Origin of the sequence: Streptomyces sp. NPDC051677, assembly GCF_044453465.1 — a bacterium.
Lineage (GTDB): Bacteria > Actinomycetota > Actinomycetes > Streptomycetales > Streptomycetaceae > Streptomyces.
Genome location: NZ_JBITCT010000010.1, coordinates 231,040 through 246,314 on the forward strand (window position 1 = coordinate 231,040; position 15,275 = coordinate 246,314).

Annotated in this window: 9 protein-coding genes and 1 pseudogene; 5 read left to right on the top strand and 5 right to left on the bottom strand. The window is 71.3% G+C overall.

Annotated features, from left to right (window positions below; all coding sequences use genetic code 11):
- The first annotated feature begins 28 nt into the window (after positions 1-28).
- A complete protein-coding gene (locus tag ACIBAF_RS14830; protein WP_399463588.1) occupies positions 29-3,730 on the top strand; it encodes a hypothetical protein in 3,702 nt (1,233 codons plus the stop codon).
- Between the two features lie 13 nt (positions 3,731-3,743).
- Positions 3,744-4,355, top strand: coding sequence for a hypothetical protein (locus ACIBAF_RS14835; RefSeq protein ID WP_399463589.1), 612 nt, complete (start codon positions 3,744-3,746; stop codon positions 4,353-4,355).
- 58 nt (positions 4,356-4,413) lie between these two features.
- On the opposite strand, the gene ACIBAF_RS14840 is transcribed toward ACIBAF_RS14835, so the two are convergent.
- From ACIBAF_RS14840 to ACIBAF_RS14855, 4 genes are all read right to left on the bottom strand, one after another.
- Entirely contained in the window at positions 4,414-6,696 is a 2,283-nt protein-coding gene (locus ACIBAF_RS14840; RefSeq protein ID WP_399463590.1) for an ATP-binding protein, read from the bottom strand.
- A gap of 88 nt (positions 6,697-6,784) precedes the next feature.
- Complete coding sequence (locus ACIBAF_RS14845) at positions 6,785-7,465, bottom strand: DUF4255 domain-containing protein (RefSeq protein ID WP_399463591.1); 681 nt, start codon at positions 7,463-7,465, stop codon at positions 6,785-6,787.
- A gap of 19 nt (positions 7,466-7,484) precedes the next feature.
- The gene (locus tag ACIBAF_RS14850; protein ID WP_399463592.1) at positions 7,485-10,460 is read right to left on the bottom strand and encodes an HYR domain-containing protein; all 2,976 of its coding nucleotides are present in this window, start codon (positions 10,458-10,460) and stop codon (positions 7,485-7,487) included.
- Positions 10,461-10,807: 347 nt separating this feature from the next.
- Positions 10,808-11,431 (bottom strand): response regulator transcription factor, encoded by a 624-nt coding sequence (locus ACIBAF_RS14855; RefSeq protein ID WP_334574944.1) that lies wholly within the window; start codon positions 11,429-11,431, stop codon positions 10,808-10,810.
- A gap of 160 nt (positions 11,432-11,591) precedes the next feature.
- Between ACIBAF_RS14855 and ACIBAF_RS14860 the strand changes: the two genes are divergently transcribed.
- The gene (locus ACIBAF_RS14860; protein ID WP_399463593.1) at positions 11,592-12,998 is read left to right on the top strand and encodes a hypothetical protein; all 1,407 of its coding nucleotides are present in this window, start codon (positions 11,592-11,594) and stop codon (positions 12,996-12,998) included.
- 61 nt (positions 12,999-13,059) lie between these two features.
- Here ACIBAF_RS14860 and ACIBAF_RS14865 read toward each other — a convergent pair whose 3' ends face one another.
- Positions 13,060-13,863 carry a DUF4157 domain-containing protein gene (locus tag ACIBAF_RS14865; RefSeq protein WP_399463594.1) on the bottom strand — a complete coding sequence of 268 codons (804 nt, stop codon included), beginning with the start codon at positions 13,861-13,863 and terminating at the stop codon, positions 13,060-13,062.
- A 362-nt stretch (positions 13,864-14,225) separates the two neighbouring features.
- Between ACIBAF_RS14865 and ACIBAF_RS14870 the strand changes: the two genes are divergently transcribed.
- Together ACIBAF_RS14870 and ACIBAF_RS14875 are read left to right on the top strand one after the other, a co-directional pair.
- Positions 14,226-14,858 carry a cysteine peptidase family C39 domain-containing protein gene (locus ACIBAF_RS14870; protein WP_399463595.1) on the top strand — a complete coding sequence of 211 codons (633 nt, stop codon included), beginning with the start codon at positions 14,226-14,228 and terminating at the stop codon, positions 14,856-14,858.
- A gap of 37 nt (positions 14,859-14,895) precedes the next feature.
- Positions 14,896-15,275, top strand: a pseudogene (locus tag ACIBAF_RS14875) (IS200/IS605 family accessory protein TnpB-related protein); the annotation flags it as partial.

The window sequence follows — 15,275 nt, forward strand, 5'->3', positions numbered from 1 at the left end:
GTAGCCACGAACCCGAACACTTGCGGCCATGAAGGCGGCGCCGGACAAAAGACCCAGCGCAAGGACCAGCGCGGCGCCGGCACGCCCGGCAGCCCCTGCCAAGGCCCAGGCCCCGGCCCGGCCCACGGTCGAGGAATCGACCTCAGCCACCACCGCGGCCGGCCCCGAGAGCGCCCCGGCGGCGGAACTCACCCCGCAGCAGTTGCGGCTGCTGCAGGCAGGGGCGGGGAACGCGGCGGTGGCCCGGCTGGTCGTGCAGCGCCAGACCGCGACCGCGCCTGCCACGGCCGACGCCCCGGCTCCGCCGGTCAAGCCGCCGCCGTCCGCGTCGCCCGCCTTCCAGGGCCTGAAGTCCGAGGTGCGGGCGAAGAAGACCGCGGCCGCCCGGCACGCTCCCGCCGCCACGGAGTCGGAGGCCGCGCAGAAGGCCGCCGTCGCCCCGCCGGACGACAAGCAGGCCCAGGGCAAAGCCGCGCAGGCCGAGAAGATGAACGCCGCCAAGCCCGGCGTGTTCGACAAGGCCGGGTTCATCGCCGCCGTCAACCAGGCCATCGCCGCGCAGGCTCCGAAGAACCTCGACGAGGCCGACAACTTCTCCGGGTCCGGAAAGGCGGAGGCTGTCAAGGGCCAGGTCAGCGGTCAGGTCGGCCAGAGCAAGGCCGCCTCCGCCAAGGAGATCGACACTGCCACCAAAGCAGCCCCGGACCTGTCCAAGGCCAAGGACAAGCCGGTCACCCCGCTCACCCCCGACGCTCCCCCGCCCGTCCCGGGCGCCCCGAACCCGGCGGGCGCGGTCCCGGCCCGGCAACCGGACGCGGTCACCGACTTCTCCGGCGGCCCGCAGCAGATCAACCAGCAGATGGCCGACGCCGAGGTGACGGAGGACCAGCTCGCCAAGAGCAACGAGCCTCAGTTCACCGATGCCCTCGGCGCCAAGAAGGAGGGCGAGAAGCACTCCGCGACGGCGCCGGGGCAGGCCCGCGGCGCCGAGGCCAGGCAACTGGCCGCCGCCAAGCAGGGTGCGGCGGCCGTCGGCGCCCAGGCGATGACCGGCCTCGCCGCCGCCCGGACCGCCACGGGCAAGCAGGTCGACGGCGGCAAGGGCGCGGCCAAGTCCGCCGACGAACGCAGGCGCGCGGAGGTCACCGCCCGTCTGCAGAAGGTCTTCGACGGCACGAAGACAGATGTGGAGAGGACCCTCTCCGGCCTGGACAAGCTCGTCGACGAGAGGTTCACAGCCGGCGAGAAGGCCGCGCGGGACGCCTTCATGGCGGACCAGAAACGCCGGATGGACGCCTACAAGGACAAGCGGTACTCCGGCTGGACCGGCAAGCTCAAGTGGGTCAAGGACAAGTTCGCGGGCCTGCCGCAGGAGGCCAACCAGCTCTTCCAGGAGTCCCGCAAGCTCTACGTGACCCAGATGCAGAACGTCATCTCCTCCATCGCCGACGTCATCGGCACCGAACTGGGCAAGGCCAAGGACCGCATCGCGCGCGGGCGCGCCGAGCTCAAGGCCGAGGTCGACAGACTCCCCGCCGACCTGAAGAAGTTCGGCCAGCAGGCCGCCCAGGACTTCACGGAGAAGTTCGACGGCCTCGAAGCTGACGTCAACGCGAAGTCGGACCAGCTGGTCCAGGACCTCGCCCAGAAGTACACGCAGGCGCTGAACTCGGTCGACGACGAGATCAAGAAGCTCCAGGAGGAGAACAAGGGCCTCATCGCCAAGGCCAAGGACGCCGTCGTCGGGGTCATCCAGACCATCATCGAACTGAAGAACATGCTGCTGGGCGTCCTGGCGAAGGCCGCCACGGCGGTCATGAACATCATCAAGGACCCGATCGGGTTCCTCCGCAACCTGGTCACCGCCGTCAGCACCGGTCTGCACCGGTTCGTCGGCAACATCGCCGAACACCTCAAGAAGGGCCTGGTCTCCTGGCTGTTGGGCACCGCCGCCGGCGCGGGGCTGTCCCTGCCCGCCAAGTTCGACCTCAAGGGCATCCTCCAGGTCATCGGCAGTCTGCTGGGGCTGACCTGGGCCAACATTCGCGCCCGCATCACCCGCAAGGGCGTCCCCGACCAGGCGGTCACCGCCGCCGAGCAGTCCGTGCCCGTGGCACAGGCTCTGCAACGCGAGGGTCCGGCCGGTGCCGTCGAGCACATCAAGGAGTCCGTCGGCGACCTCAAGTCGACGATCCTCCAGAAGCTCACCTCCTATCTGATCCCGACCGTCATCGTCGCCGGCATCACCTGGATCGTCTCCCTCCTCAACCCGGCCTCGGCCTTCGTCCGCGCCGTCAAGGGCATCATCGACATCGTCACGTTCGTGGTGACCCAGGGCGCCCAGATCATCGGGTTCGTCAACTCGGTGCTGGACGCGGTCGTCGCCATCGCGAGCGGCGGCGAGGCCGGCGTACCCGCCCTCATCGAGGGCGCCCTCGCCGCCTCCATCCCCGTCCTCATCGGCTTCCTCGCCGCGCTGCTGGGCGTCGGCAACCTCGCATCCAAGGTCAAACAGGTCTTCCACGCGGTCGCCAAGCCGGTCAACAAGGCCATCGACAAGATCGTCGACTTCATCGCGAAGACGGCGAAGAAGCTGTGGGCGAAACTGAAGAGCAAATCCGGCAAGGACAAGGGGAAGGGAACCGAAAAGCCGGGCGACGCCAAGGCTGTCGACGTACCCCGGCGGCTGGTCGAACCGGCCGAGCTCACGATCGGCCAGGTCAGTCCCGAACTCGCCAAGGAGATCCAGGAAGCGAGCGACGGACAAGCCATTCACCAGACCGGTGGCGACCCGAAACAGGTCACCAAGACCCTGCTGGCCCAGCACGGTGACGCCGCATACGACAAGACCAGCGGCACGCTCACCCTGCCCGCGCTTTCCGGTGGCAGTGCCGGTTCCCTGTCCGCGCTCGGCTCGCAGCTCGCCGGCCAGACCGGCGTCTCGAAGGTCACGCTGGAGAAGCAGGGCGAGCACGCCGAAGTCTGGGGACACATCAATCCGCGGGTGCGACTGGCCAAAATCGCCGGTCTGCCGACGGATGAGGCGATCCTGCGCATCGCGGTGACGCAGGTCGGCATCGTGCAGTTCCTCAAGAACATGGCCTCGGGTACTCCAATGACGGTTACTCAAGGCGCGGTGACCGGCACCATGGGCCTGGCGCAACTCGAGGCGGCATGGACAAAACAGGTGAACGTCGACTACCTGAAGAACAAGTTCCGTGGAGCGATGAAGGGGCATCATGAATGGCTGCCGAGCGACTACATTCTCGAGGTGACCCAGCGCGCGTCCAGAGACCTCGTCGCCGGCCCGAAGTGGATAGACCTGCAGCATGAACTCCGCTCCGCGACGTTCCAGGTTGTGTACAGCCCCGCTATGGCGGCACCTCTGATCGTCCAGTACAAGCGCGCCGGAGACGCCACGGAGCGCCCCTACAGCGTCCCGCACGGGCACGTCGGGGCGGTCTACTACCCGCGGCGGTCGGGCCAGGAGAAGACTGAGGGCTCAGCCGCCTTCCACAATGAACTCCGCGCTGCGTTCACGGGCGCGACCACTGTCAAGGGGGCCGCGCAGGCAGCGCAAGCGGTTGCCACCAGATGGGTCTGGAACGGATCGGCCATGTCGCCGGAGATCCACCCGCTGTGCGTGGACAAGAATGGCAACCGCGTGACGGCCGCCGGCCAGACGGCCAACGTGGCTGCTATCGAAGCGCTCTTCCGCAAGTTCGTCTGACGGGTGGGAAGACATGACTGAATTCGACTACGAGCGACACCTCGTCAAGGGCGACGCCGACACCGCCCGCTCCTGGGTTGAGTCCTCCGCTCTGCCCGATGACCAGAAGGCCGACCTGCTCACGTTCGTCGCGAACTTCCCCTCGCTCACGTTCGTCAAGGAAGACGATGCCGTCTTCGAGCACTACGCCGAGACGGACGGGGTGACGCTTCCCCCATGGCTGCGCGAGGTGCGATCGACACTCGCGTTCGTGGATCCACCGGTTCTGCTCCAGGTCGACGACTTCCAGTGGTACGACTCGCCACGATCCGATGACGTGGAAGACATCTGGTATGACCTGCGGTTCGGGTACCACGGTGAGGAACAGCGCGCACTCTTCTCCGACGACGCCCGCATCTATCGGATCGCAGGGTCGTGGGACGGCGAGGAGTCCTATCTGGGGGTCGATCTCCTGAATCCGGAGGACCAGCGGATCTTCGACTTCTCCGGTGCCGATCTGCGTGACAACAAGCTCGCCGGGCGTCCGGTGCGGGGTTCCCTGTACCCCGTTTTCGGCTCCTACGCCGAGTTCCTCGCGCACATCGCCGATGTGCGGCCCCTCGACGACGACCCCGAAGGCGAGTGACGCCTCGGCCGGCGAGGCGTTCCATTGGGCCAGTCAGGTCAGGTCAGGTCAGGTCAGGTCACAGGACCAGCAAGTCGACGTACGGGCCGAATTCGCTGGCCAATGTCAGGCGGCCCAGTTTCTGGTATTCGCGTTGGACGGCGTGGATCAGCTGGCGCATGGTCAGCGGGGAGCCCGCGTCGGCGGTGAGGTAGGCGGCGGTGACGGCGATGGAGCGGATGTTGCCGCCGGCGAGTTCGAAGGAGTTCGCGCAGAAGGGGAGATCGAGGTCGCCGGCGCCGGGCAGGAGGGGGGCCAGGCAGCGGTGCCAGAGGGCGAGGCGCTGGGCGGGGTCGGGGACGGGGAAGTCGACGACGAGGTCGAGGCGGCGGGTGAAGGCGTCGTCGAGGTTGGCGCGGAGGTTGGTGGCGAGGACGGCGAGGCCGTCGAATGACTCCATGCGCTGGAGGAGGTAGGCGCTCTCGACGTTGGCGTACCGGTCGTGGGCGTCCTTGACCTCGGAGCGCTTGCCGAAGATCGCGTCGGCCTCGTCGAAGAGGAGGACGCCGTTCACCCCGGCCGCCTCGGAGAAGATGCGCTCGAGGTTCTTCTCCGTCTCGCCGACGTATTTGTCGATCACGGTGGAGAGGTCGACGGTGTAGAGGTCGAGGCCGAGGTCGGCGGCGATGACCTCGGCGGACATGGTCTTGCCGGTACCGGAGTCGCCCGCGAACAGGGCGACGACACCCCGGCCGCGCGCGCCGCCGGGACGCATCCCCCATTCCCCGAGGACGCGGTCGCGGTGGCGGGCGCGAGCGGTGAGTTCCCGGAGCTGGGAGAGCGTGTCGGCAGGCAGGACGAGGTCGTCCCAGCCGACGGCGGGTTCGATGCGGCGGGCGAGGAGGTCGAGTCCGGCGGAGTTCTGGGCCCGGGCGCCGCGGCGCACGTGCTCGGGGCGCAGTTCGGCGCCGTCGAGGAGCGCGTTCTGGGCGGCGCTTCGGGCTGCCCGGGTGATCTGTTCCGGGGTGAGGAGGAAGGGCGCCAGCAGGTTCGGGACGTTGATGCCGACGGGCACGGAGGCCCCGTAAGCGGTCTGCCACAGCGCGGCTCGCACGGTCGGCTCGACGCGCGGGGCGCGCAGCAGCAGCGGGGGCCGGGTGGACCAGGCGGCGTCCCACGGGGTGTGGCCCACGAGGACGACGGGGACGGGGGCGTCCGTCAACTGCCGTAGCAGCGCGGCCCGTTCGCGATCCCGGTCCAGGGCGTCGACCGGGGCGCAGACGAGACCGGCGCCGGTCAGCCGGGCCTCGCGCACGGCGACGCGTACGGCGTCCACGGGGGCCGGGTCGCGGGCGAGGCGGGCCAGGTCCAGGGCAAGGGCGGGACGCCCGGCGCCGGCGAGAGCGGTCGCGGCGAGGGCCGGGCCCGCGCCGCCCTGGTCCTCGCGCAGGTAGGCCAGGGGGACCTCGGCCGCGAGGGCCCGGGCCAGCGGGGCGGCGTCGCCGACACCGGGCACGGGCGGGGCCGGGGTCAGCAGGTCGGCGACCCGGGGGTCGGGTGTGTCGTCGCCGAGCAGGTGCGCGGTGACGCGGTCCGGTACGCGCAGAGCGCGCCCGAGGAACGGACGGTCCGGGTCCTCGACGGTCAGCAGGCCGCCGAAGAGCAGGGGCGCGGTGGCGCCGAGGCGGGCGCGGGCGGCGGCGTCCGCCGGGGGCAGGCCGCACAGGGCCAGGGCCAGGCCGATGGAGGGGCGGCGGCGGGTGACGTCGTCGTTGAGATAGCCGTAGAACGATTCGAAGCGGGCGTCCAGATCGGGCAGGAGGGCGATGAGCAGGATCTCGACGTCGAGGTCGGTCAGGCCCAGGCCGGTCGTGAGGCGGCGCAGACTGGTGGGCGGGTCGGCGGTGTCGGCTCGCGTCTCGGCCTCGGCGTGCCGGGCGGCGTCCATACGGTCGGGGGCAGCGGGACGGGACGGCGCGTGCAGGAGGCGGTCGACGGCGTCGTCGGTGAGGTAGAGGCCCCGGAAGGCGTCGTCGGGGTTGGGGTCGGTCTGCCTGCGGGCGGCGACGGCGCGGCGGACGCGTTCCTCGACGAGGACCACCCGGTCCAGCAGGTGGCGAAGGCTGGGGTTCTCGGCGATGGGATGCTCCTCGCTCCGCTCGGTGTCGGTGTCGGTGTCGGTGTGTGCGCCGGGTGGGATACCGCGGATCGGGCCTGGCCGGCCGTGCGATTCCGAGCGCCCCTCACGGGGCGCAGTGCCGCGCCGGGCCTCGGCACGACCGCGGGTGCGGCACTCGCGAGCCCGCCGGGTCCCGCTGCCGCGACAGCGCCCGGCCGGGGGCGACGAGGCCGGCTCGTCCATCGCCTGCCCGCCCCCGGGCCCCGGCGGGGGCTCTGACCACCGGGGCTGTCGGCAGCCGAGCTCGACCGGGTCAGCCGGCAGCCCTCGCTCATTCGCGGACGCGCCGGGGCCGTGCCGGCCGCGGGCGGCGCGCCGCGGGCTCGGCCGCCGCGTCGGCTTCCCGGGCTCCGGGGGGGCCCTGGTCGGTGTGGCCGGTGTTCTCCAACCCGAGCCGCAGGCCGCCCTCCTCGGTGACCGGCGGCGCCGCCGCAACGGCGCCCGTGCCGACGAGGGGGAGACTGACCACGAGGTCGAGGGAGGGCTTCAGCTCACCGCCGAGCGCGCTCCACACGTCCGCGAACGCCCGGTCCTCGGGGGGCGGCAGCGCGATCGTCATGGGCACCGACAGGGGAAGCTCGGCCAGGGAGCCGGTCATGTGCTCGGCGGGCATGGCGTCGCTGCTCAGCAGGCACAGCAGGAGGGACGACAACAGGCGGTGTTCGTCCTCGGGTCGCCGGGTCCAGGCGGTGATCAGGTAGGACAGCTTGAAGTACCGGGGCGGGCGGTGCCGGGCGATGACGGTGCCGCGTTCGTCGTATTCGTTGGAGAGGCCGCGGGAGCGGCGGCGCATGTCCTCCCGGATGTCGTAGAGGTAGAGATTGACGGTGGGGGCGTTTACCTTGGCCGCCCACTCGCGGGTGGGTGCGTCGAACATGACGCTGACCTGTGTGCCGGCCAGGGCGTCGTTGCGTACGAGGGCGCGCAGTGCGTCGTCCACCTCGTGGATCACGGTTCCCCCTTCGCGTCGCTCATCCGCGGCCGATGAAGTCGGGTGGCTGGAGGCTGCGGGGCACGACGAGGACCTGCGCGGTGAGCGGGTCGTATCCGGGTCCTGTGGCGCGCAGCAGCCGGGGTCCGGTCCGGTCCTTGCGCAGGACGAGGACCTGGGTGCGGAACGTTCCGTCGGCGCCCACCCGCACCGGGAAGGTCGCCGCGGTGATGCCCTGACTCCACTTCAGTTGTACGAGGGTTCCGGCGGGGAAGTCGCGGCCCTCGGCGAGGACGACGTCGCCGAGCCGGGCGACGACGGGACCGGCGGTCAGCACGGGCTGGAGGACGCGGAGCCGGAGCGCGTCGGTGTTGTCGGCGGGACGCGGGTCGGTGGGAGTGCCGGCGACCCGGGCGGTCAGGGCGCCGCTGGTGGCCTTGTCGTACGACAGCTTGGCGGTGACCTGGATGCGGCCGCCGGCCGGCAGGGTGCAGGGGCGGGCGGCGGTGCAGCGGTCCTGGGGACTCACCACGGTGGCGGTCCCGGGTGTCCCGCTGGTCAGGACGACGTTCGTCGCGTTGTCCGGTCCTGCGTTGGTGAGGGTGAACGTCGCCGTGACGGTGCCGCCGGTGAAGGCGGGCTGCGGGTCGGCGGCGACGGTGACGGCGAGGTCGGCGGCGGGCGCGACCGGCACGGGCGGGATCAGGATGACGGTCACGACGGCGGTGTCGCTGCCGGTGTTGCCCGCCTTGTCGGTCGCCGTGCAGGTGACGGTCGTCTTCCCGAGCGGGAAGTTCGACCCGGAGCGCGGGGTGCAGGTGGTGGGCAGGGCGCCGTCGACGACGTCCTGGGCGGTGGCGGTGTAGGTGACGGGTGCGCCGGCCCGGCTGAGGGTTCGTACGGTCCGGTCGTCCACCTGCACGACGGGCTTGCCGTCGTCGACGACGGTGAAGACGGCCGTGTCGGTGCCGGTGTTGCCGGCGGCGTCGGTCGCGGTGCAGGTCACGGTGGTCTCGCCGACCGGGAAGGTGGAGCCGGACAGGGGCGTGCAGGTGACGGCCACGGGTCCGTCGACGAGGTCCTGAGCCGTGGCGGTGTACTCGATCACGGCGCCCTCGGGTCCGGTGGCCGGCTCGGTGCGGTCGTCCACGGTGACGACGGGCGCGGTCGTGTCGAGCACCGTGATCACGGCGGTGTCCGTGCCGGTGTTCTCGTGCGCGTCCGTCGACGTGCAGGTGACGGTGGTCGTCCCGACCGGGAAGGTGGAGCCGGGCGGCGGTGTGCAGGTGACCTTCGTCGGTCCGTCCACGATGTCGACGGCGGTGGCGCTGTACTCCACGACCGCTCCGTCGGGACCGGTGGCCTCCACCGTCTTGTCCTCGACGGTCACGACGGGCGCGGTCGTGTCGACGACGGTGACGACGGCGGTGTCCTTACCTGTGTTCTCGCGGGAGTCCGTCGCGGTGCAGGTCACCGTCGTCGCCCCGATCGGGAACAGCGAACCCGACGGCGGTTCGCAGGTGACCGGTACCTGCCCGTCGACGGTGTCCTGCGCCGACGCGGGGTACTCCACGACCGCGCCGCCGGGCCCGGTCGCCTCCGCGGTGCGGTCCTCGACGGTGACGACGGGACCGGTCGAGTCGGTCACGGTGAACTCGGCCGTGTCGCGGCCGATGTTGCCGGCCTTGTCGGTCGCCGTGCAGGTGACGGTCGTCTTGCCGATCGGGAATGTCGAGCCGGAGGCCGGCTCGCACACCACCGCGACGTCGCCGTCCACGAGGTCCGTGGCCGTGGCCGGATAGGTGATCACGGCGCCGTCGGGGCCGGTCGCCTCGACGGTGCGGTCGTCGACCCGCACCACCGGAGCGGTGGTGTCGACGACGGTGAACACAGCCGTGTCGCGGCCGATGTTGCCCGCCCTGTCGGTCGCCGTGCAGGTGACCGTCGTCCGCCCGAGGGGGAAGCGCGTCCCGGAGGGCGGCTCGCAGAACACCGGGACGTCGCCGTCGACGTTGTCGTGCGCGGTGGCCGCGTAGTCGACGACCGCGCCGTCCGGGCCGGTGGCTTCCACCGTGCGGTCGTCGACGGTCACCGCCGGCGCGGTCACGTCGTTGACGGTGATGCGGATCTGCTCCCGGTAGGCCGGGTCGGCTGTCGGGCCGAGGGTGAACTGGACCGTGCAGGTCAGCGTGGAGCCCTGCGGTGCGTCCGGGGACACGGTGATCTGCTCGCTGAAGGAGGCGGTCTGACCGCTGGTCAGCTGGACGCTCGGCGGGGAGAGCGAGACGCTCAGCGAGCGGTCGCAGTCGACGAGCCGGTGGCCGACGGCGACCGGCAGGTTCGTCAGACCCTGGACGATGGCGTTCGACACGTCGTCGGCGTTGATGCCCCGGAGGTACGTACCGCCGGTGGCCTCGGTGACCTGTGTGGCTTGGCCGTACTCGTCGAGCCCGTCTCCGCCGACGCCGACGGCGAGGACCTTGACGCCGTGGTCCTTGAGCGTCTGTTTGACGTCCGCCAGGTAGTGGTTGTTGCTCGGTTCGTGGGTGGGGGCGTCACCGACGAGGACGACGACGGGTGTGGCCCCGTCCCGGAAGGGGTTCCGGCCGCCCGCCCCCGTCGCCACCTCGAACAGCCCGTTGCCCCAGTCCTCCGGCACGTCGTCGCCGTAGTCGGCGTCCAGTTGATCGACGCCGCGCTGGATGGCGGCGCGGTCGTCGGTGAACGGCTGGTGGAGGAGGAAGAGTCGGGCAGCGCCGACCTCCCGGTCGTTCTGGTCGCCGAAGCTGGCGACGGCGAACCGGGAGTCGGGCTGCACGTCGAAGACCTGGTTGACGATCGTGGGCAGGTTTTCTTTCACGTTGGCGATGACGCTGCCCATGCTCCCCGTGTTGTCCACCAGCAGCACCACGTCCGGCTTGGGCGGCACCGCCGGGGTCCGCACCCGCTTGGCGACGGTGATCGAGGCGCCGGGGTTCAGCGACTGCTCCACCAGCGACGGCGAGACCGGGGACACCGGGACCGACGCCTTCGGAGAAGACGAAGAAGAGGTGGGAGAGGAGGGAGAGGAGGGAGAAGAGGACGGCGAGAGGGGGGACGACAGGGGGGACGAGGCCGTCGTCCGGGCCCGCGGCACCGTGTCTCCGATGCCGGCCCCTACCGCGCCGAGCGCGAGGACCGAGGCCAACAGGCCCGCCCGCAGCCGGAACAACCGCACGACTTCCCCTCCCAGATCGGCGTCTGCCCCACCGTCCCCGGCGCCGCTCTTCGGCGGAGCGGCGCATGGGACACCCCTGTGGGAAGTGCGGTCTGCCCCTCCGGGCAATCGGCCGCTCCCTCACCCGCCGAGGCGGACCGGCCTCTTCAGATCAGCCCCTGCCGAAGCGCGTAGGCGACGACGTGAGAGCGGTTGCGCAAGTGCAGGCGGGTGACGAGGTCGTGCAGGATGTTCTTGATGGTGCGATCGGAGTACGCGAGCTTGGTGGCGATGTCCCCGGTGTCGTACCCCTCGGCGACCAGTCGGACGACCTCGATCTCCCGGTCGGTGAGCCCGTGGAAGTTCAGGCCGCGCGGGGCGAGGACCTGGCTCTGCAACTGGCCGACCTGCTCCAGCAGGCGGCCCAGCAGGTCCGCGGGAACACTTCCCTCTCCCCTGGCCACCGCGTTGATCACCTGCACCAGCCGCTCCGGCGTCGCCTCGGACCGGCGCAGCACGCCCGCCACTCCGCACTCGGCGGCGCCGACCAGTTGCTGGTCGTCGATGCGGGTGGCGACCAGCGCCACCCGGGCCGCCGTCGTCCGCCGGATGTGGCGAAGGGTCCGCAGCGACTCCTCGTCTATGGTGTCCACGACGACCACCACCACGGCGGCCGCCGGTTCCTCCCCCTCCTCCTGCAGCCGGATCTCCGGCCGGGGCCGCAGTTGGGTGGCGACCCCCGCTCTGGAGATCGGGTCATCGGCGCGCAGGCACACAACTATCCGGTCCACACCAGTCTCCCCCCTGGTCGAGCGCATCGCGGCGCGTCGAGCAGTATGCGGCAGGCGACTCCACGCAAAGTCAACAAGGCGTCAATGGGCACCTCAGCTTCCCGAAAGTCTTCCTGCTCGGCCCCTGTCGGCCGCCGCCACCGGCTTTACGGTGCCGATCATGACAACTGCGGCGAGCCTGGACACGACCGCTGTGACCGCCGAGCCTGGTGGGCGGATCGAAGTCCCCCTTCAGGTACGCAACTCCGGCAGCACGGTGGAGGAGTATCGCTTCGAGGTCGTGGGCCCGGCAGCGGCCTGGGCGACCGTCGAGCCAACTAGCCTTTCGCTGTATCCGGACAGCACGGGCACCGCGGTTCTCGCGCTGAGCCCGCCCCGGAGCTCGGAGGTGCCGGCCGGGGACGTCCCGTTCGCGGTGCGGGTGGTGCCCACCAGCGCCCCCGACACGGCGGTGGTCCCCGAGGGCGTCGTCACGGTCCTGCCGTTCGCCGAGATCACCGGGGAGCTGGTGCCCCGCGGGTTCGAGGGAGCTTGGCGCGGCCGTACGGACGTGGCCGTCGACAACCGCGGCAACATCCCGATGACGGTGCGGCTGGCGGCCCAGGGCGACAGCTCCCGGGTGCGGCTGCGCTTCTCCCGGGAGACCATCGAACTGGCCCCGGGTGCGGCCGAGTTGTCGCGGCTCACCGCGCGTCCGGCGCGCCGGCTGTGGCGCGGTGTTCCCGCCGTGCACCCCTTCCAGGTGGTGGTGACGCCCACGGGTGAGGCGCCGCACGAGCCGGTCCCCCTGGACGGCGCCTACCAGCAGAACGCGATACTGCCGCGCTGGCTGCCGCGCGCCCTGGCGGCGGCGGTGGCCGCCGTGGTGGCCCTGGCCGTCGTGTGGTTCGCCCTGCTGCGCCCGGTGGTGCGGTCGGCGGCGCGGGAGGAGTCCAAGAAGCAGGTGGCCGCGGTGATGTCGCCCAGCCCCGGCGCGTCCGGCGCCGCGAGCGGCGGTGGCTCCTCCGGCGCCTCGGCGGGCGCCGCCGGAAAGGGACAGGATGCGGCGGGCGGTGGCTCACCGGGCTCCGGCGGCGGGTCGGGATCGGGGGCCGGAAGTACCGGCGGAGGCACGGGCGGCGGAACCGGCGGCGGAGGTACGACGGGAAGCGGGGGCGGGGGTGGCGGTGCGGGGGATCCGCGCAGCGCTCAGGCCGGGGTCAAGGACTCGGTGGGCGGCGACCCGACGTCCGACACGGTGTACGGCGTCCCGGCCGGTCAGGCGTTCGACCTGACCGACCTCGTGGTGCAGAACCCTCAGGGCGACTCCGGCACCGTCGTCATCTCCTCCGGGAGCCGGACCCTGCTGACGCTCGCGCTGCAGAACTTCCGTGACCAGGACTACCACTTCGTCACCCCGATCGTGGTGCCCGCCGGGGGCGAGATCACCATGACGGTGACCTGCAGTCAGGTGGGAAAGCCGGTGGGCGGCCCGACGCCGGCCCAGTGCGACGAGTCGGTGCTGGTCGGCGGGACGCTGCGGGAGGCGCCCGCGTCCGTCCCGAGCGCCTCCCCCTCCGCGGCCTGAGCCGCGTGGGGACGGCGAGCCGGCACGGCCCCCCGGGCAGGAGCCCGGGGGGCCGTCTCGGTCATGCGTCGCCCGGTTCTTCCTGCTGCTCTTCCTCGGCCCGCTGCACGAACAGCCCCTGGACGTCGGCGGGTTCCTCGTCGGCTTCCTCGGCCTGCCGCTGGATCGCCGCGGCCGGCTCGGGGGCGGCCGCCGCCCGCTCCGCGGCCGGTGCGGCAGGGGCGGGGGCGGGGGCGGACAGGACGCGTTCGGCATTCGCACTGGCCTCCCGCTCGAACCGGTCCGAGGGGTCGCTGACCCGGATCCCACCGGGGGCCGTGGTCCCGTCGACCGGACCGCTGCGCTGCTGGATCACATGGGTCAGCTCATGGGCGAGCGTCGTGCGCCCGGCATGGGACGACGGGTCGTAGGCGTCCCGCTGGAAGACGACGTCGTTGCCGACGGTGTAGGCGTGCGCGCCGACGGACCTCGCGGACTCGTGCGCCGCGTCGCCCGTGTGCACCCGCACGTCGGAGAAGTCCGCGCCGAGCCGTGCCTCCATGTCGGAGCGGACATCGGCGCCGAGGGTCTGCCCGGAGCCGGACCCGACGACGTCGTGCACGGGCGAGCGCTGAGGCGAGGACGTCGAGGGGGTCGAGGAGGCCGAGGGGGATTCCTCGTCCTGCTCCCGCTGCAGCATGGCGCCCACCGCGCTGTTGCCGACGGCACGCTGCAACGTGCCCATGCCCGACGGGCCCACAACATCGGGGCGACCCGCGGCTGCCGCCTTGAACAGTCGCGAGTCGTCGGTCTCGGACTGCCTGTGGCCGGCTTGTTGACGGTCGTGTTCGTGGTCATGGTCGTGGTCGTGTACCTGGTCCGGCATTCTCGCTCCCTGGGACGTCCAGCGGCAGACCTCTCTGACTCTGACACTGCCTCAGGAAGCGTGCTGGGTACAGTCGTTCGGCCGCTCACGGCAGTGCAGCCACCGCTGCCCGATGGGGCAGACGCCGCTTCGGGCGTCCGCATGCCGGTCTGCCTCTTCGGCCACGACGGCATGGGCGCCCGATATCGCCATGTCCATGAAGCGTTCACCTTGAATTCTTTTGCACCCGGGTGCAGGCCAGGGCGCAGCAACTCCTGGGGTTCTTCCCCGGATTGAGCGGGTCCGTCGGCGGTGCCTCGTGACGAACTTCCTTTTCCGGTTCGGCCGCCGCGCCCTGCGCGTTCCCGAGGTCAGACAGATGAGTGAAGTGGGAATGCGGCCTCGCTTGCCTGGCGATGATGCTCAACGGACTACGGCTGCGGGACCTCCTTGTGTCGGATTTGCGGACGCGCTGTGGAGTCGACCGCGACGGCGTCTCCGCGCTGGAGATCGTCAGGACCGCGCGCGACCACGGAATGCGGGTGAGGACAGTCTCGCTGCCGCGGAACGATCTCCGTTTCGTGTCACTCCCCGCGATCGTCCACTGGGAGTTCACTCACTTCCTCGTCGTCGAACGGTGGTCGCACAAGTACGTCGATGTGGTGGATCCCGCCAGAGGACGCTGTCGGTTCACGGAAGAGGAGTTCGACGCCGGGTTCACCGAGGTGATCATCCTCCGCGAACCGGGCGAGGCCTTCGAGCGTCCTGCCGCCGTTCCACCCGGCGTGACGTTTCGGGGGTACGTCCGTCAGTTCCTGCGTCAGGCACCCGGGACATCCCTGCAACTGCTGGGGGTCTCCCTGCTGCTGATCCTGCTCGGGCTTGTCCTGCCGATCCTGACCGCGGTAATGGTGGACCACGTCTTCCCCTTCGGGATGCGCAACGTCATGGAGGGGAACAGGAGTTTCTCCGTCGAATGGGTGACCTTTGCCGGTGGTGGTCGTTGGGTGCGGTGAGGGGTTCTCAGGCCGACGCGGGGAGGAGGCGGAAGGGATGGGCGGGTTGCGGGAGACGGCGGCGCCGTTCGTCGCCCTGGGCCCGTCCGGTGTGGCGGTCCGCGACCGGCTCAAGGGCCTGACGGCCGGGGACGAGGAGGTGCTGCGTCTGGTCGGCGACCATCTGGGCACGCTCGCCTCCCGGGACCTTAAGGCTCGCTGCGCGGCCGGGCTGGAGCACGACGGCGAGCGGTGGGCCGAGCGCAAGCGCGCCCTCACGCCGCAGTCCTCCTCGCGCTGGGCCGGGTCGGTCACGAAGGCCAGCCACGATCAGTGGGCGCTGGCCCGGCGCGGCCAGGTTGCGCACGTCCAGAGCCTGGAAGCGGGCGTCCGCACGATCGCGCACCGGCTGTCGCTCCCGGTCGGGGAGAAGGGCAG